Consider the following 17,319-nt stretch of genomic DNA (forward strand, 5'->3'; position numbering starts at 1 on the left):
ATACCCGGTGCAGCTATGCAAGACTGCGTCCAGCGGATATTCCGCGGTGAGTCTTGCATGCAAGGCTCACGACGGGCCATTCCGCCGTGGTTTCTTATTGTCTTAACGCTTCTTGCGGTTGGCGATGTGGATGGCGCCGCCATTCACAGCCAAAGCAGCTTCGTGCAAGGCTTCAGACAGGGTCGGATGGGAGAAAACCATCATGCCCAGGTCTTCAGCGCTGGTGCCGAATTCCATACCGATCGCGCCCTGCTGAACCAGTTCCGCAGCGCTCGGGCCAATCACGTGGACGCCCAATACGCGGTCTGTCTTGGCATCTGCGATGACCTTGACGAAACCACCGGTGTCGTTGGCAGCCATGGCACGGCCAGAGGCTGCGAACGGGAAGGTGCCGACGTTAACTTCAACGCCTTCAGCTTTCAAGGCCTGCTCGGTTTTACCGACCCACGCGATTTCCGGGTGAGTATAAATAACCGAAGGGATCAGATCATAGTTCATCTGGGCCTTGTGGCCCTTGATGCGCTCGACAACCATGATGCCCTCTTCCGAGGCCTTGTGTGCCAGCATCATGCCGCGAACCACGTCGCCGATGGCGTAAACGCCCGGTACGGTGGTGGCGCAGTGATCGTCAACGTGCACGAAACCGCGCTCGTCCAGGGTCACGCCGCAGTCGGCAGCCAACAGATCAGTGGTCACCGGACGGCGACCAACGGCTACGATCAGCTTGTCGAAAGTGATGTTCTGTTCGCCCTTGGCATCGGTGTAGTTCACCACGACTTCGTCGCCGTTCACTTTGGAACCGGTGACGCGAGCGCCCAGCTTGATGTCCAGACCCTGTTTGGTCAGGGTTTTCAGCGCTTCCTTGGAAACAGCGGTGTCCGCTGCCATCAGGAAGGTGTCCAGGGCTTCCAGGACAGTCACTTCTGCACCCAGACGCGACCAGACCGAACCCAGTTCCAGACCGATCACGCCAGCGCCGATCACGCCCAGACGCTTGGGTACGGATTGGAATTCCAGGGCACCAGTCGAATCGACGATCACATTCTGGTCAACCGGAGCTGGCGGAATGTCGATCGGACGCGAACCTGGAGCCAGGATGACGTTTTCGGCTTCGATGATTTCTACCGAGCCATCAGGCTTGGTGACTTCAACTTTCTTGCCGGCCAGCAGCTTGCCGTGACCCTGGATCGAGGTCACACCGTTGGCTTTGAACAGGGTCGCAACGCCGGAGGTCAGGCCTTTGACGATGTTGGCTTTACGGCCGACCATCGCCGGCACGTCCATGGTCACGCCAGCGTGATTGATACCGTGGATCGCGAAACCGTCCTGGGCTTCGTGGAATTTCCACGAACTGTCCAGCAGGGCCTTGGATGGAATGCAGCCGACGTTCAGGCAGGTACCGCCCAGAGCCAGTTTGCCTTCCTTGTCGGTGTACTTCTCGATGCAGGCCGTCGAAAGACCAAGCTGAGCGGCCTTGATGGCAGCCACATAGCCGCCAGGGCCAGCGCCGATCACTACTACGTCAAATTTCTGCGACATTCAAAAAATCCTCTTTAGCGAAAAGCTTCAAGCCGCGAGCGGCAAGCCAGGCTGCGGGTTTTCCGACAGCCCGGGCTTGCAGCTCATGGCTGCTTCTATCAGATATCCAGCAACAGACGAGCCGGATCTTCCAGCAGGTTCTTGATGGTCACCAGGAAGGTCACAGCTTCTTTGCCATCGATCAGACGGTGATCGTAGGACAGTGCCAGATACATCATCGGACGGATAACGACCTGGCCGTTGATGGCCATCGGACGCTGGATGATGTTGTGCATGCCCAGGATGGCTGCTTGTGGCGGGTTGACGATCGGGGTCGACATCATCGAACCGAAAGTACCACCGTTGGTGATGGTAAAAGTACCACCGGTCATTTCGTCCATCGACAGTTTGCCGTCGCGGGCTTTCTTGCCGAAGGTGGCGATGCCGCCTTCGATTTCAGCCAGGCTCATCAGTTCGGCGTTACGCAGAACCGGTACAACCAGGCCGCGATCGCTGGAAACTGCAACGCCGACGTCAGCGTAGCCGTGGTAAACGATGTCGCCGCCATCGATCGACGCGTTGACAGCCGGGAAGCGTTTCAACGCTTCGGTGGCTGCTTTCACGAAGAACGACATGAAGCCCAGGCGCACGCCGTTGTGGGACTTCTCGAACAGGTCCTTGTACTTCGAACGCAGCGCCATGACTTCGGTCATGTCGACTTCGTTGAAGGTGGTCAGCATCGCCATGTTCGATTGAGCTTCAACCAGACGCTTGGCCACGGTGGCACGTACGCGGGTCATCGGTACGCGCTTCTCGATGCGATCGCCTGCAGCGAATACCGGAGCGGCGGCGGCAGGTGCAGCAGCCTTGGCAGGCGCGGCAGCCGGAGCGGCTTTCTTGGCTTCGACAGCGGCAACCACGTCTTCCTTGGTTACACGACCATCTTTGCCGGTGCCTTTGACGGAAGCCAGGTTGATGCCGTTTTCTTCGGCCAGCTTGCGAGCAGCTGGAGCCGCGATAGCGTCTTCGTCAACGCCGGCAGCTGGAGCAGCGGCAGCAGCGGCCGGAGCAGCAGCGGCAGCCGGAGCGGCAGCAGCAGCGCCGCCTTCAACGATGGAGCCCAGAACTTCGTCGGACAGAACGGTTTCGCCTTCGTTCTTGACGATAGCGCCCAGCACGCCGTCAGCGGTAGCCAGCACTTCCAGCACGACTTTGTCGGTTTCGATGTCGACGATCAGTTCGTCGCGCTTGACCGCGTCGCCCGGTTGTTTGTGCCAGGTGGCAACGGTGCCATCGGCAACCGATTCCGGGAAAGTGGGGGCTTTGATCTCGATAGCCATTGTCTGTGGTTCCTTAAATTCGGTTTCAGGTGCGCGAAGGCGTTAAACAGTAAAGGCGTCTTGCAGCAGTTGTTCCTGCTGTTCGGCGTGCATCGATGCGTAACCGCATGCAGGTGCAGCAGAAGCCTCACGGCCCGCGTACTCGAGTACGAGAGACTTGTTGAGGTTGCTGATGCTGCGACGCATGTGGTGTTGGCTGCAGTACCACGCACCCTGGTTCATCGGCTCTTCCTGACACCAGACGGCATGCTTGACGTTGGTATAAGGAGCCAGGACTTCTTTCAAGTCGTCCTCAGGGAATGGGTACAGCTGCTCGATACGCACGACAGCGATGTCGTCACGACCTTCGGCACGGCGTTTTTCCAGCAGGTCGTAGTAGACCTTGCCGCTACACAGAACAACGCGCTCGACCTTTTTCGGGTCTTGGGCATCGATTTCCGGGATAACGGTCTGGAACGAACCTTCGGCCAGATCTTCCAGCGTCGAGATGGCCAGCTTGTGGCGCAACAGCGACTTCGGAGTCAGGACTACCAGTGGCTTGCGCAGCGGGCGGATCACCTGACGGCGCAGCAAGTGGTAGATCTGAGCCGGCGTCGTCGGCATGCACACCTGAATGTTGTGCTCGGCGCACAACTGCAGGTAACGCTCCAGACGAGCCGAGGAGTGCTCCGGACCCTGACCTTCATAACCGTGCGGCAGCAGCATGGTCAGACCGCACAGGCGGCCCCACTTGTGCTCGCCACTGGTGATGAACTGGTCGATAACTACCTGGGCGCCGTTGGCGAAGTCGCCGAACTGGGCTTCCCAGATAACCAGGGCATTCGGCGTGGTGGTCGAGTAACCGTACTCGAACGCCAATACCGCTTCTTCGGACAGGAACGAGTCGTACAGGTCGAAGCGTGGCTGACCGTCGTACAGGTTCTGCAGCGGGATGTAGGTGCCCGCGTCCTTCTGGTTGTGCAGGACAGCATGGCGGTGCGAGAACGTGCCGCGGCCGATGTCCTGGCCAGTCATGCGAATCGGGTGACCTTCGAACGCCAGGGTCGCGTACGCCATGGTTTCGGCGTAACCCCAGTTGATCGGCAGGCCGCCGGCTTGCATCTTCTGGCGGTCTTCGTAGATCTTGGCAACCTGGCGCTGAACCACGAAGCCTTCCGGGATTTCCAGCAGCTTGGCGGACAGTTCCTGCAAGGTCTTGAGGTCGAAGCGAGTGTCGTGACGCGCGGTCCAGGCGTGGCCCAGATACGGACGCCAGTCCACGAACAACTCTTTGTTCGGCTCTTTGACCAGGCTTTTCACTACGTGCAGGCCGTTGTCCAGCGCGTTGCGGTACTCGTCGACTTTCGCCTTGACACGCACAGCATCCAGCACACCGGCCTGAGTCAGACGATCGGCATACAGCTCACGGGTGGTGCGCTGCTTGGTGATCTGCTGATACATCAGAGGCTGGGTGCCGCTTGGCTCGTCGGCCTCGTTGTGGCCGCGACGACGGTAGCAGACCAGGTCGATCACCACGTCACGCTTGAACTGCATGCGGTAGTCGATGGCCAGCTGGGTCACGAACAATACGGCTTCCGGATCATCACCATTCACATGGAGGATCGGCGCCTGGATCATTTTCGCAACGTCGGTCGCGTACTCGGTGGAACGCGAGTCCAGCGGGTTGCTGATGGTGAAACCGACCTGGTTGTTGATCACGATGTGCACGGTACCGCCGGTCTTGAAACCGCGGGTCTGCGACATCTGGAAGGTTTCCATGACCACGCCTTGACCTGCGAATGCAGCGTCACCGTGGATGGAGATCGGCAGAACCTTCTCACCGGTCGGGTCGTTGCGACGATCCTGACGGGCGCGAACCGAACCCTCGACCACCGGGGAAACGATTTCCAGGTGGGACGGGTTGAACGCCATGGCCAGGTGAACTTCACCGCCGGTGGTCATCACGTTGGACGAGAAGCCCTGGTGGTATTTCACGTCACCGGAACCCAGCTCGACCTTCTTCTTGCCTTCGAACTCGTCGAACAGCTCGCGCGGGTTCTTGCCGAAGGTGTTGACCAGCACGTTCAGACGGCCACGGTGGGCCATGCCGATGACGATTTCCTTGGTGCCGTAGGAACCGGAACGCTGGATCAGCTCGTCGAGCATCGGAATCAGGCTTTCGCCGCCTTCCAGACCGAAACGCTTGGTACCCGGGTATTTGGTGCCCAGGTATTTTTCCAGGCCTTCGCCGGCGGTCACGCGCTCGAGCAGGTGGCTCTTGATGTCGGCGGAGTACGTCGGACGACCGCGCACGCTTTCCAGACGCTGCTGGAACCACTGGCGCTGCTCGGAATCGGTGATGTGCGTGAATTCAGCGCCGATGGTGCGGCAATATGTCTGCTGCAACGCTTCGTGAATTTCGCGTAGGCTCGCTTCCTCTTTGCCGATGAACAGGTCGCCGGCACGGAAGGTCGTATCAAGATCGGCATTGGTCAAGCCGTAATGATTGATCGACAGGTCTGCAGGTGCAGGACGCTGCCACAGCCCCAGCGGGTCAAGCTGGGCTGCCTGGTGGCCACGCATACGGTAGGCCTGGATCAATCGCAGCACTTCAACTTGCTTCTTCTCGTGCTCACTGCTCACGCTGCCGGCGGAAACCGGTTGGGCGCGGCGCTGGTTCTTTGCCAGCAAGACGAAATGATCGCGAATTGTGGAGTGCGAAACATCGGTGGCAGAGTTGCCGTCAGCAGGCAACTTCTGGAAGTAGGTGCGCCACTCTTCTGGCACAGCGTTAGGGTCGTGCAGGTAGAGCTCGTAAAGCTCTTCCACATAGGCAGCGTTACTACCGGATAGGTAGGCGCTGTTCCACATGCGCTGCATCACGCTTTCTTGCATGCTTGGTCACCCTCGGTTAGGGGAACACCATCGATGTCGACACCGAGCAAACTTGCAGAAGTCCGAATGCAGCGACCAAAACAAGCCACTAGGATCACACTGATAGTCCGGGTACCAGCCCGGATGCCCCTGCTTGTCTCATTTCTTCAAAATAAGAGCCGCAGCCTTTTAAGCTGCTGCTCAGGTTAAAACTACGGCGCCGGTTGAAGCCTGCGCCGTAGCATCTACGGGTACAGCGGGTACAGCAGCTGAATCACACGCCGCTTGAGAGCAACATGTTACGGATGTGACCGATGGCCTTAGTCGGGTTCAGGCCTTTCGGACATACGTTGACGCAGTTCATGATCCCGCGGCAGCGGAATACGCTGAACGGGTCATCCAGCGAAGCCAGACGCTCGGACGTCTTGGTGTCACGGCTGTCTGCCAGGAAGCGGTACGCTTGCAGCAGGGCAGCTGGACCCAGGAACTTGTCCGGGTTCCACCAGAAGGACGGGCAGGAAGTCGAGCAGCAAGCGCACAGGATGCACTCGTACAGACCGTCCAGCTTTTCACGCTCTTCAGGGGACTGCAGGCGCTCGATGGCCGGAGCCGGCGTGTCGTTCTGCAGGTATGGCTTAACCTTTTCGTATTGCTTGTAGAAGATGCTCATATCGACGACCAGGTCACGGATAACCGGCAAACCTGGCAGAGGACGAACGATCAACTTGTTACCTTTTACGACAGCAGACAGCGGCGTGACGCACGCCAGGCCGTTTTTGCCGTTGATGTTCATGCCGTCGGAACCGCAAACACCTTCACGGCAAGAGCGACGATAGGAGAAACCCTCGTCCTGCTCTTTGATCAGGGCCAGCACGTCCAGCACCATCAGGTCTTTACCACCGGTATCAACCTGGAATTCCTGCATGAACGGCGCGGCGTCCTGATCAGGGTTGTAACGATAAACGCTGACTTGCAACATGGCGGCCACCCTTAATAAGTCCGAATCTTAGGTTCAAAAGTCGGAACAGTCTTCGGCGAGAAGTTCACGGCACGCTTGGTCACGCGCTTGTCACCCGGGAAGTAAAGGGTGTGGCACAGCCAGTTTTCGTCGTCACGATCTTCGAAGTCTTCACGGGCGTGAGCACCACGGGACTCTTTACGTACTTCTGCAGCGATGGCGGTGGCTTCGGCCACTTCCAGCAGGTTCTGCAGCTCCAGAGCTTCGATACGTGCAGTGTTGAACGCCTGCGACTTATCGTTGATCTTCACGTTGGCGATGCGCTTGCGCAGGTCAGCCAGCTGGGCAATACCCTTCTGCATGTATTCGCCGGTACGGAATACACCGAAGTAGTTCTGCATGCAGTTTTGCAGCTCGCGACGCAGGGTTGCCACGTCTTCGCCTTCGGTACGCTCGTTCAGGGCGGACAGGCGCGCCAGGGCAGCCTGGATGTCGGCGTCGGTGGCTTCGTCGTATTCGATACCGTCGGTCAGCGCCTTTTCCAGGTGCAGACCGGCAGCACGGCCGAATACCACCAGGTCGAGCAGCGAGTTGCCGCCCAGACGGTTGGCACCGTGAACCGATACGCAAGCCACTTCACCTACAGCGAACAGACCAGGGATGATCTCGTCCACGCCTTCGGCGTTCTGGGTGATTGCCTGGCCATGAATGTTGGTGGCAACGCCGCCCATCATATAGTGGCAGGTCGGAACAACCGGAACCGGAGCAACAACCGGGTCAACGTGCGCAAAAGTCTTCGACAGCTCGCAGATGCCTGGCAGACGGCTGTGCAGCACTTCTTCGCCCAGGTGGTCGAGCTTGAGCATCACGTGGTCGCCGTTCGGACCGCAACCGTTGCCGGCGATGATCTCTTTAACCATCGAACGGGCAACAACGTCACGACCGGCAAGGTCTTTGGCGTTCGGAGCATAACGCTCCATGAAACGCTCGCCGTGCTTGTTGATCAGGTATCCACCTTCACCACGGCAACCTTCTGTAACCAGTACACCAGCGCCGGCGATACCGGTCGGGTGGAACTGCCACATTTCGATGTCTTGTACCGGTACGCCAGCACGCAGCGCCATGCCAACGCCGTCACCGGTGTTGATCAGGGCGTTGGTGGTCGAAGCGTAGATACGACCTGCACCGCCGGTGGCCAGTACGGTGGCCTTGGCGCGGATGTAGGTGGTTTCGCCGGTTTCGATGCAGATGGCGATCACGCCGACGAACTCGCCTTCGCCGTTCTTCACCAGATCGACAGCGTAGTACTCGTTCAGGAACACGGTACCGGCTTTCAGGTTGCCCTGATAAAGGGTGTGCAGCAGAGCGTGACCGGTACGGTCGGACGCAGCGCAAGTACGCGCAGCCTGGCCGCCTTTACCGTAGTCCTTGGACTGACCGCCGAATGGACGCTGGTAGATACGACCTTGCTCGGTACGCGAGAATGGCATACCCATGTGGTCCAGCTCGTAAACGGCAGCCGGGCCTTCCTGACACATGTATTCGATAGCGTCCTGGTCACCGATGTAGTCGGAACCCTTGACGGTATCGTACATGTGCCAGCGCCAGTCATCGTTCGGGTCAGCGGACGCGATCGCGCAGGTGATGCCGCCCTGGGCGGATACAGTGTGCGAACGGGTCGGGAAAACCTTGGTGATCACGGCAGTCTTGTGACCGCCCTGTGCCAGTTGCAGCGCTGCGCGCATGCCGGCACCGCCACCACCAATAATGATGGCGTCGAAAGAAATCGTTGGAATGTTAGCCATGACTCAGATACCCCAGAGAATCTGCACGCCCCAGACGAAGTAAGCGAACATCGCAACGCCGCAGACTGCCTGGAAAAGGAAACGTATAGCGGTCGCGGACTTGCCGAACGCCATTGGCGTCAGGTAGTCGGTCGCGATGGTCCACATGCCGACCCAGGCGTGAGCGCCGAGGGCAACAAGGGCCAGGAGGCTGAAAATACGCATTCCGTTATGGGCGAACAGTTCATGCCACTGGGCGTACTCGAGGCCAGGGTTGGCCACGATGTATCCGATCAGGAAGATGAAGTAAGCCGCGAGAACGACCGCAGACACACGTTGCGCCATCCAGTCATAGAGGCCCGAACGCGACAGGTTCGTGACGTTAGTTACCATATCCAAACTCCTGCCAGAACGATTACCACCACGGAAACGGCGATAACGATTTTCGAGCCCAGCTTGCCGCCTTCCAGCGTCTCACCGATGCCCATGTCCATCATCAAATGGCGCACACCGGCTACCAGGTGATAAAGCAGAGCGGACAGGATGCCCCATGTCACTAGCTTGGCTAGCGGACTGGTCAGACACGCTTTCACCTGACCGAAGCCTTCCTCGGAGCTCAGCGACTTGTCCAATGCGTAAAGCATGATGGCAAGGCACACGAAGAGGATGACACCGGAGATTCGGTGAAGGATGGACGTGTAAGCAGTGACTGGGAGTTTGATGGTCCTTAGGTCTAGGTTTACAGGTCGTTGGCTTTTCACGGCTTTTTTTTCACACTGAAGAGCCCCTAACAATCAGGGCAAAGTTGTTGGGGAGTGCACTGGTCAGGTAACCACCACCCAGGGATGCGACCCCCAATGAAAGCAAGCCCAAAAGCCCTTGGCGGTCGGTGGCCGAGTATAGACAGTTAGGCTACTAATGACAACGCAAACACCTAACCCAAACAGCTGATTGCGCAACTGACATAAAAGGCGTAAATGGCAGCCAATTTCGAGAAAAAAGTCCGGTTAAAGCCTTCTGGAGCAAGACTTTAGGCAAATTGACATTCGAATTTATCTCACTATAGTGGTGCGGGCCCTGCGTGGGGGGTCTGTCTGATGATTTCAAGCATAAATAGGAGGCCACATGGCTGACAAAAAAGCGCAGTTGATCATCGAGGGCGCAGCCCCCGTCGAGCTGCCCATTTTAACCGGCACCGTTGGTCCCGATGTTATCGATGTTCGGGGCCTGACGGCCACGGGCCGTTTCACCTTTGACCCTGGCTTCATGTCGACCGCCTCGTGCGAGTCGAAGATCACCTATATCGACGGCGACAACGGCATTCTGCTGCACCGCGGCTACCCGATCGAACAGCTGGCTGAAAAGTCGGACTATCTGGAAACCTGCTATCTGCTGCTCAACGGCGAACTGCCGACCGCAGAACAGAAGGCCCAGTTCGTCAGCACCGTGAAGAACCACACCATGGTTCACGAGCAGCTGAAGACCTTCTTCAACGGCTTCCGTCGCGACGCCCACCCGATGGCCGTCATGTGCGGCGTAGTCGGCGCCCTCTCGGCGTTCTACCACGACTCCCTGGACATCAATAACCCGCAGCATCGCGAAATCTCCGCGATCCGCCTGGTTGCCAAGATGCCGACCCTGGCCGCGATGGTTTACAAGTACTCCATGGGCCAACCCATGATGTACCCGCGCAACGACCTGTCGTACGCGGAAAACTTCCTGCACATGATGTTCAACACCCCGTGCGAGATCAAACCGATCAGCCCGGTACTCGCCAAGGCCATGGACCGGATCTTCATCCTCCATGCCGACCACGAGCAGAACGCCTCGACGTCCACCGTGCGCCTGGCAGGCTCTTCGGGCGCCAACCCGTTCGCCTGTATCGCCGCCGGTATCGCTGCACTGTGGGGCCCTGCCCACGGCGGTGCGAACGAAGCCGTACTGACCATGCTCGATGAAATCGGCGATGTTTCGAACATCGACAAGTTCATCGCCAAGGCCAAGGACAAGAACGATCCGTTCAAACTGATGGGCTTCGGTCACCGCGTTTACAAAAACCGCGACCCGCGCGCCACGGTCATGAAGCAGACCTGCGACGAAGTATTGAAGGAACTGGGCATCCAGAACGATCCGCAACTCGAACTGGCCATGCGCCTGGAAGAGATCGCCCTGACCGACCCGTACTTCATCGAACGCTCGCTGTACCCGAACGTCGACTTCTACTCGGGGATCATCCTCAAGGCGATCGGCATTCCAACCAGCATGTTCACCGTGATCTTCGCCCTGGCGCGGACCGTCGGCTGGATCTCCCACTGGAAAGAGATGCTCTCCAGCCCGTACAAGATCGGCCGTCCGCGCCAGTTGTACACCGGCTACGAGTCGCGTGACATCACCAAGCTGGAAGACCGCAAGTAAGATCTGTCTTGCTGTAGCGTGTTGAGTTGTACCGGGAACGGCCTCTGCTTTTTATATAAAGAGCAGGAGGCCGTTTTTGTTTGTGCGCTTTTTTGATGGTGTACATATCCGTTTCTGCGGTTACGGCCGCTATTGGTTCCGCCCTTACGGCGGGTCACTTGGAAAAGCGCCAAGCAACCAAGCGCTTTTGCCCCTGACATTCGGTGCCTCGCCTAGGCTCGGCATTCCCTCGCTCCGGTCCTGCTCCGTGGGCCCGCCGCCATCGGCCATCCATGCCGGGTTGCCCACTGCGCATAACCTCCACTCGGCCTCACGGGGGGCGTACACCGCAACAGCGGTAGGAGCGCGCTTGCTCGCGATGGACGTCAACAATAACGCGTGCTGCCTGATTGATCGTGTTGTCCAGACGTTTTTCGCGAGCAAGCTCGCTCCTACAGGGCCGAGCGTTAGCTCGCCTGCAGCTTTTGATCTTGATCCACCCGCCCCCTCGGCAGGCTGAGCGGAGGTGTTTATCCGGGGATTGGCGCGCAGCGTCGTTCGACGCAGTCGAACTCATTGCATGTAGGTCGAAGCGAAGCCGACCGGAGGGCAATGCCCCCGGATGAATACCGCAGCGAAGGAACGCCGAGCCTCAGCGAGGGGCCGTACGTTCGGGGCGAGCGTTTTTTTGGTTACTTTTTTTAGGCGCTTGTAAAAAAAGTGACTCGCCGTAAGGGCGAAACCATAAGTCGCCGTTACCGAAGGAATGGATATGTACACCCTCAAAAAACACTCCAACTGACACAAAGTCTTCGCGAGCAGGCTCGCTCCTACAGTAAAACGGGCAAATCCAAAAAAAACCGGGTCGATTACCGCCCAATAAAAAATGCCCCGATCTCTCGATCGGGGCATTTCTGTTTAACCCAACTTACACAAACAATCTCGAAGCCTTAGTGCGAAACCGCCCCACTCGCCCCCAACCCCGTCTGCGAACGAACAAACTGCGGGAAGAACAGCGCCCGCTCATTGTCAGCCGCAGTGGACTTGTCGGTAACCGAGAAGAACCAGATCCCGACAAAGGCAATCATCATCGAGAACAGCGCCGGGTACTCATACGGGAAGATAGCTTTCTCGTGATGGAGGATCTGCACCCAGATGGTCGGACCAAGCACCATCAGGCCCACGGCACTGACCAGCCCCATCCAGCCACCGATCATCGCACCGCGAGTGGTCAGCTTTTTCCAGTACATGGAAAGCAGCAGCACCGGGAAGTTACAGCTCGCCGCGATGGAGAACGCCAGGCCCACCATGAACGCGATGTTCTGGCTTTCGAACAGAATACCCAGACCGATCGCCAACACCGCCAGCGCGATGGTGGTGATTTTCGAGACGCGAATCTCGTCCTTCTCGTTGGCCTTGCCCTTCTTGATCACGCTGGCATACAGGTCGTGGGACACCGCCGAAGCACCGGCCAGGGTCAGGCCGGCAACCACTGCCAGAATGGTCGCAAACGCTACTGCCGAGATGAAGCCCAGGAAGATACTGCCGCCAACCGCGTTGGCCAGGTGCACCGCCGCCATGTTGTTACCGCCCAGCAAGGCGCCAGCAGCGTCTTTGAAAGCCGGGTTGGTGCTGACCAGCAGGATCGCGCCGAAGCCGATGATGAAGGTCAGGATGTAGAAGTAGCCAATGAAACCGGTTGCGTACAACACGCTCTTGCGAGCTTCCTTTGCGTCACTCACGGTGAAGAAGCGCATCAGGATGTGTGGCAGGCCAGCGGTACCGAACATCAGCGCCAGACCGAGGGAGAACGCCGAGATCGGATCTTTCACCAGGCCGCCAGGGCTCATGATCGCATCAGCTTTCGGGTGGACCTTGATCGCCTCGGAGAACAGCATGTTGAAGTCGAAGTTGACGTGCTTCATCACCATCAGCGCCATGAAGGAAGCGCCGGACAGCAGCAGGACAGCCTTGATGATTTGCACCCAGGTGGTCGCCAGCATGCCGCCGAACAACACGTAAAGGCACATCAGAATACCGACCAGGATCACCGCAACGTGGTAATCGAGACCGAACAGCAGTTGGATCAGCTTGCCGGCACCGACCATTTGCGCGATCAGGTAGAACGCCACCACCACCAGCGAACCGCAAGCGGACAGCGAGCGGATCTGGGTTTGCCCCAGGCGATAGGACGCCACGTCGGCAAAGGTGTATTTGCCCAGGTTACGCAGACGCTCGGCGATCAGGAACAGAATGATCGGCCAGCCCACCAGGAAGCCGATCGAGTAGATCAGGCCGTCGTAGCCAGAGGTGAACACCAGCGCGGAAATACCCAGGAAGGACGCAGCCGACATGTAGTCACCGGCAATCGCCAGACCGTTCTGGAAACCGGTGATCTTGCCGCCAGCGGCGTAGTAGTCGGCTGCCGAATTATTACGCTTGGAAGCCCAGTAGGTGATGCACAGGGTGGCACCGACGAAGGCGACAAACATCACGATCGCGGACACGTTAAGCGGTTGCTTCTGCACGGCACCGGTCAGGGCGTCAGCCGCCCAGGCGCCAGGTGCGAAAGCTGCGATGCTCAAAAGAGCCATTAGACGGCGGATCATTGCTGAGCCTCCTTGAGAATCGCATTGTTCAGGTCGTCGAACTCGCCGTTGGCGCGTCGTACGTAGATACCGGTCAGGATGAAAGCCGAAATGATCAGCCCGATACCGATCGGTATGCCCCAGGTAATCGAGGACTCAGGGCTGATTTTCGCCCCCAGCACCTGCGGCCCGTAGGCAATCAGAAGGATGAATCCGGAGTAAAGCCCTAGCATGATCGCCGAAAGAATCCAGGCGAATCGTTCCCTCTTGCTAACCAGCTCCTTGAAGCGCGGGCTGTTTTGAATCGAGAGGTAAATGCTGTCGTTCATTGTTTTTATCCTCGCAGCACAGATTTAGTTGGAACGGTATCCACTCTATGCGGCTGCGGGGCAGGTTCCAGACGACCTTAGTCTTAGAACCCCATGACGTATTCGCCAATTGCAGGAGCGAGCTTGCTCGCGATGAATTTGAAGGCGCCGCACTTTTTCAGACAGCACGCGTTAACGTTCACGCCCATCGCAAGCAAGCTCGCTCCTACAGAAAAGCAAAGGGCCGCTTGGCATAAGTTTGCCAAGCGACCCTGGGAGATGCTGACCAGACGCGTCAGCTCAAATTACTTGGTCCAGTCAGCCACACGCTCAGGGTGTTTGGCGATCCAATCCTTCGCCGCGGCTTCAGGTTTGGCACCATCCTGAATCGCCAACATCACCTGGCCGATTTCATCCTTGGATTCCCACTGGAAGTTCTTCAGGAACTTGGCCACTTCCGGCGCCTTGGCTTCCAGGCCCTTGCTGCCGATGCTGTTCACGGTTTCAGCCGCGCCGTACACGCCTTTCGGGTCTTCGAGGAAGCGCAGTTTCCACTTGGCGAACATCCAGTGCGGTACCCAGCCGGTAACCGCGATGGATTCGTTCTTCTTCTCGGCACGGGTCAGCTCGGCGATCATGCCGGCGCCGGAACTGGCCTTGAGTTGATAACCGGTCAGGTCGTAGTCCTTGATCGCCTGATCGGTCTTGAGCATCACACCTGAACCGGCGTCGATGCCGACGATGCGGTTCTTGAAGGTGTCGTCGGTCTTGAGGTCGTCAATGGACTTGGCCTTGACGTACTCAGGCACGATCAGGCCGATTTTTGCGTCCTTGAAGTTCGGGCCGTAGTCGACGACCTGATCCTTGTTCTTCGTCCAGTACTCACCGTGGGTCACCGGCAGCCAGGCCGACAGCATGGCGTCGAGTTTGCCGGTGGCCACGCCCTGCCACATGATCCCGGTAGCGACGGCTTGCAGCTTCACGTCATAACCGAGTTTCTGCCTGATCACTTCAGCCGCCACGTTGGTCGTGGCGACACTGTCCGACCAACCGTCGACATAACCGAGCGTCACGTCCTTGCCGGCGGCGCTCGCCACGGCCGAACTGATCGCCAGCACCAAAGCCGCACCTGCGCCCAAGAGTCGTCGCATCTTCATCGTTACTTCCCCGAAAGTGCTGCGCTCGACGGATGCCGAGTCGCTTAAACGTATTGTTATGGTGCACAGCGCCCCCATCACGCCCACCGCAAACTCGTTCGAACATCAGCGGAGTACTGACACTTGCGATAATCAACCTGACGCTCATGGCGACCTGCTCTGCCAGCGACCTCAAGACATCGAGAAACGACATCAGAAAGCCATTAATCCTCAGCGCAACTGACCCCCCCTGCCAATCCGCTCGAACTTTGCATGTCAAAATCATGCAGGCCACCAAGCACGCGGTAAATGCAGGTAACATGCGCCGCTTTGCTCCCACACGGCCTGACCATGTCCGCGACATCCCGCTTTCCTTTTGCTGCTTATCTATTCGCTTGCCTGCTGGGGCTGTTTGCCCTTGGCGGCTTCTGGTACGGCCTCGGCAAACCGGTGATCCTACCGGACGTCGCCAGCGCGACGCACAAGCTGCAATGCGCCTCCTACACGCCGTTCGACAAGGATCAATCGCCGTTCGACCAGCCATTCAAATTGCGTCCAGAGCGCATGGACGCCGACCTCGCACTGCTGGCGACCCGTTTCGAATGCATCCGCACCTATTCCATGACCGGCCTCGAAGCCCTGCCGGACCTGGCGCGCAAGCATGGCTTGAAGCTGATGATCGGTGCCTGGGTCAACAGCAACCCGGTGGACACCGAGAAAGAAGTCGACCTGCTGATCGCCTCGGCCAATGCCAACCCGGACGTGGTGAGCGCAGTGATCGTCGGCAACGAAACCCTGCTGCGCAAGGAAGTCACTGGCGCGCAATTGGCGAAGCTGATCAACAAGGTCAAGAGCCAGGTCAAACAACCTGTCACCTACGCCGACGTCTGGGAGTTCTGGCTCAAGCATCCGGAAATTGCCCCCGCCGTGGACTTCCTGACCATTCACTTGCTGCCCTACTGGGAAGATGATCCGTCGAACATCGACGCAGCCCTGCAGCATGTGGCCGACGTACGCCAGGTGTTCGGCAACAAATTCGCGCCCAAGGATGTGCTGATCGGCGAAACCGGCTGGCCAAGCGAAGGTCGCCAGCGCGAAACGGCCCTGCCGAGCCGGGTCAACGAAGCCAAGTTCATTCGCGGCTTTGTCGCCATGGCCGAGCAACAGGGTTGGCACTACAACCTGATCGAAGCCTTCGACCAGCCCTGGAAACGCGCCAGTGAAGGTGCGGTCGGTGGATACTGGGGCTTGTTCGACGCCGATCGCCAGGACAAGGGCGTGCTGGCGGGGCCCGTGACAAACGTACCGTACTGGTCGCAGTGGCTGGCGGTGGGCGGCTTGATCTTCATCGGCACCTTGCTGCTCGGTGGTCGGGTCCGCACGACGCGGTCGGCACTGGTGCTGCCCCTGCTCGGTGCCTTGGCTGCGTGTTCGATTGGCGCCTGGGGCGACCTGGCACGGGTGACCACGCGTTTTACCAGTGAATGGCTATGGGTCGGATTGCTGACCGCGCTGAATCTGCTGGTGCTGGCTCATGCCGCGCTGACATTGAGCCTTCGCAACGGTTGGCGGGGGCGGGCTTTCAACCTGCTTGAGCGCCGGGCTGGCTGGCTGGTTGCAACGACAGGTTTCGCGGCAGCCGTGATGATGCTGGAACTGGTGCTCGATCCGCGTTATCGCAGCTTCCCGAGTGTCGCGTTCATCGTGCCGGCACTGGTCTATCTGTGCCGCCCGGTGAACGTGCCGCGCCGCGAGATTGCGCTGCTGACCTTCATCATCGGTGCCGGCATTGCACCGCAGCTGTACCGTGAAGGTTTGCAGAACCAGCAGGCCTGGGGTTGGGCGCTGGTGAGTGTGTTGATCGTGGCTGCGTTGTGGCGCTGCTTGCGGGTTCGCAAGGTTTAACTCTTTAGCGACCTGACTGAGCTCATCGCGAGCAAGCTCGCTCCCACAGTAGATCTTCAGTAAACACAATGTTTGCGTGCGATAAAGATCAAATGTGGGAGCGGGCTTGCTCGCGAAGACGGACTTTTAAGCGCTACGGGAAGCCCTGACCAACCGCAACCCCGCAATCACCACCGCAAACACTGCCAGCGTGGTGTTGTACAACGCCAGTGCCGGAAAACCGAACACCAGCGCCAGCACCGCCAGCCACCAGCCTGCCCGCCCCGGCACGACAAAGCCGATGATCGCCGCACCCAGCGCAGCCCAGCCCAACACCCCGAAATGGATCATCAGCCCCAGGTTCGAACGTACCAGGCATTCCCAACGATTCGCTTCATCCACACAAATGCCAACCCACTGCGCATCCTCCATGAAGCCATAGCGCGCGCCATAACTGGCGGCCAGCCATAAAGGCAGCAAAACAAGCAGCAGAATCACGGGCAAGCGGCGAGACATGAAACACTCCAATTGGCGAAAAGCGGCGGCCAGCTTAATC

The 17,319-nt window shown here is 58.7% G+C and carries 13 protein-coding genes; 2 read left to right on the forward strand and 11 right to left on the reverse strand.

The window, feature by feature from the left end; all coding sequences use genetic code 11:
• Nucleotides 1-102: 102 nt before the first annotated feature.
• The 7 genes from lpdA to sdhC all read right to left on the reverse strand — a co-directional run bounded on the left by lpdA (nucleotide 103) and on the right by sdhC (nucleotide 9,214).
• On the reverse strand, nucleotides 103-1,539 hold the full coding sequence (lpdA, locus tag J4D25_RS07035; protein ID WP_007998079.1) for a dihydrolipoyl dehydrogenase: 1,437 nt from the start codon (nucleotides 1,537-1,539) through the stop codon (nucleotides 103-105).
• 98 nt (nucleotides 1,540-1,637) lie between these two features.
• Nucleotides 1,638-2,858, reverse strand: coding sequence for a 2-oxoglutarate dehydrogenase complex dihydrolipoyllysine-residue succinyltransferase (gene odhB / locus J4D25_RS07040; protein WP_057715826.1), 1,221 nt, complete (start codon nucleotides 2,856-2,858; stop codon nucleotides 1,638-1,640).
• 42 nt (nucleotides 2,859-2,900) lie between these two features.
• The gene (locus J4D25_RS07045) at nucleotides 2,901-5,732 is read right to left on the reverse strand and encodes a 2-oxoglutarate dehydrogenase E1 component (protein WP_057715827.1); all 2,832 of its coding nucleotides are present in this window, start codon (nucleotides 5,730-5,732) and stop codon (nucleotides 2,901-2,903) included.
• Nucleotides 5,733-5,985: 253 nt separating this feature from the next.
• Nucleotides 5,986-6,690 carry a succinate dehydrogenase iron-sulfur subunit gene (locus tag J4D25_RS07050; RefSeq protein WP_008063297.1) on the reverse strand — a complete coding sequence of 235 codons (705 nt, stop codon included), beginning with the start codon at nucleotides 6,688-6,690 and terminating at the stop codon, nucleotides 5,986-5,988.
• An 11-nt stretch (nucleotides 6,691-6,701) separates the two neighbouring features.
• A complete protein-coding gene (gene sdhA / locus J4D25_RS07055) occupies nucleotides 6,702-8,474 on the reverse strand; it encodes a succinate dehydrogenase flavoprotein subunit (protein WP_057715828.1) in 1,773 nt (590 codons plus the stop codon).
• Nucleotides 8,475-8,477: 3 nt separating this feature from the next.
• A complete protein-coding gene (gene sdhD, locus J4D25_RS07060; RefSeq protein ID WP_008049683.1) occupies nucleotides 8,478-8,846 on the reverse strand; it encodes a succinate dehydrogenase, hydrophobic membrane anchor protein in 369 nt (122 codons plus the stop codon).
• A complete protein-coding gene (gene sdhC / locus J4D25_RS07065) occupies nucleotides 8,840-9,214 on the reverse strand; it encodes a succinate dehydrogenase, cytochrome b556 subunit (RefSeq protein WP_057715829.1) in 375 nt (124 codons plus the stop codon). Before sdhC ends, sdhD begins: the two co-directional genes overlap by 7 nt.
• Before the next feature lie 364 nt (nucleotides 9,215-9,578).
• Here sdhC and gltA point away from each other — a divergent pair, with 364 nt between their 5' ends.
• Nucleotides 9,579-10,868, forward strand: coding sequence for a citrate synthase (gene gltA, locus J4D25_RS07070; RefSeq protein WP_007977501.1), 1,290 nt, complete (start codon nucleotides 9,579-9,581; stop codon nucleotides 10,866-10,868).
• Nucleotides 10,869-11,797: 929 nt separating this feature from the next.
• On the opposite strand, the gene J4D25_RS07075 is transcribed toward gltA, so the two are convergent.
• The 3 genes from J4D25_RS07075 to J4D25_RS07085 all read right to left on the reverse strand — a co-directional run bounded on the left by J4D25_RS07075 (nucleotide 11,798) and on the right by J4D25_RS07085 (nucleotide 14,900).
• Entirely contained in the window at nucleotides 11,798-13,456 is a 1,659-nt protein-coding gene (locus J4D25_RS07075) for a cation acetate symporter (protein ID WP_057715831.1), read from the reverse strand.
• Nucleotides 13,453-13,764 (reverse strand): DUF485 domain-containing protein, encoded by a 312-nt coding sequence (locus J4D25_RS07080; protein WP_057715832.1) that lies wholly within the window; start codon nucleotides 13,762-13,764, stop codon nucleotides 13,453-13,455. Before J4D25_RS07080 ends, J4D25_RS07075 begins: the two co-directional genes overlap by 4 nt.
• A 284-nt stretch (nucleotides 13,765-14,048) precedes the next feature.
• On the reverse strand, nucleotides 14,049-14,900 hold the full coding sequence (locus J4D25_RS07085) for a glycine betaine ABC transporter substrate-binding protein (protein ID WP_057715833.1): 852 nt from the start codon (nucleotides 14,898-14,900) through the stop codon (nucleotides 14,049-14,051).
• Between the two features lie 288 nt (nucleotides 14,901-15,188).
• Here J4D25_RS07085 and J4D25_RS07090 point away from each other — a divergent pair, with 288 nt between their 5' ends.
• Nucleotides 15,189-16,784, forward strand: a complete 1,596-nt coding sequence (locus tag J4D25_RS07090; RefSeq protein ID WP_057715834.1) for a hypothetical protein — start codon at nucleotides 15,189-15,191, stop codon at nucleotides 16,782-16,784.
• A gap of 126 nt (nucleotides 16,785-16,910) precedes the next feature.
• Here J4D25_RS07090 and J4D25_RS07095 read toward each other — a convergent pair whose 3' ends face one another.
• A complete protein-coding gene (locus J4D25_RS07095) occupies nucleotides 16,911-17,279 on the reverse strand; it encodes a hypothetical protein (RefSeq protein ID WP_057715835.1) in 369 nt (122 codons plus the stop codon).
• Nucleotides 17,280-17,319: the final 40 nt, after the last annotated feature.

The sequence above is a fragment of the Pseudomonas sp. GW456-L13 genome, from assembly GCF_017350115.1.
In the GTDB taxonomy this organism is placed as follows: Bacteria; Pseudomonadota; Gammaproteobacteria; order Pseudomonadales; family Pseudomonadaceae; genus Aquipseudomonas; species Aquipseudomonas jessenii.

Bases quoted from the DNA above. Each gene is read 5' to 3' on its own strand.
- sdhA (WP_057715828.1), bottom strand. From the start codon at position 8,474: ATGGCTAACATTCCAACGATTTCTTTCGACGCCATCATTATTGGTGGT.
- gltA (WP_007977501.1), top strand. From the start codon at position 9,579: ATGGCTGACAAAAAAGCGCAGTTGATCATCGAGGGCGCAGCCCCCGTC.
- J4D25_RS07080 (WP_057715832.1), bottom strand. From the start codon at position 13,764: ATGAACGACAGCATTTACCTCTCGATTCAAAACAGCCCGCGCTTCAAG.
- odhB (WP_057715826.1), bottom strand. From the start codon at position 2,858: ATGGCTATCGAGATCAAAGCCCCCACTTTCCCGGAATCGGTTGCCGAT.
- lpdA (WP_007998079.1), bottom strand. From the start codon at position 1,539: ATGTCGCAGAAATTTGACGTAGTAGTGATCGGCGCTGGCCCTGGCGGC.
- J4D25_RS07090 (WP_057715834.1), top strand. From the start codon at position 15,189: ATGCAGGTAACATGCGCCGCTTTGCTCCCACACGGCCTGACCATGTCC.
- J4D25_RS07045 (WP_057715827.1), bottom strand. From the start codon at position 5,732: ATGCAAGAAAGCGTGATGCAGCGCATGTGGAACAGCGCCTACCTATCC.
- J4D25_RS07050 (WP_008063297.1), bottom strand. From the start codon at position 6,690: ATGTTGCAAGTCAGCGTTTATCGTTACAACCCTGATCAGGACGCCGCG.
- J4D25_RS07075 (WP_057715831.1), bottom strand. From the start codon at position 13,456: ATGATCCGCCGTCTAATGGCTCTTTTGAGCATCGCAGCTTTCGCACCT.
- J4D25_RS07095 (WP_057715835.1), bottom strand. From the start codon at position 17,279: ATGTCTCGCCGCTTGCCCGTGATTCTGCTGCTTGTTTTGCTGCCTTTA.
- J4D25_RS07085 (WP_057715833.1), bottom strand. From the start codon at position 14,900: ATGAAGATGCGACGACTCTTGGGCGCAGGTGCGGCTTTGGTGCTGGCG.
- sdhD (WP_008049683.1), bottom strand. From the start codon at position 8,846: ATGGTAACTAACGTCACGAACCTGTCGCGTTCGGGCCTCTATGACTGG.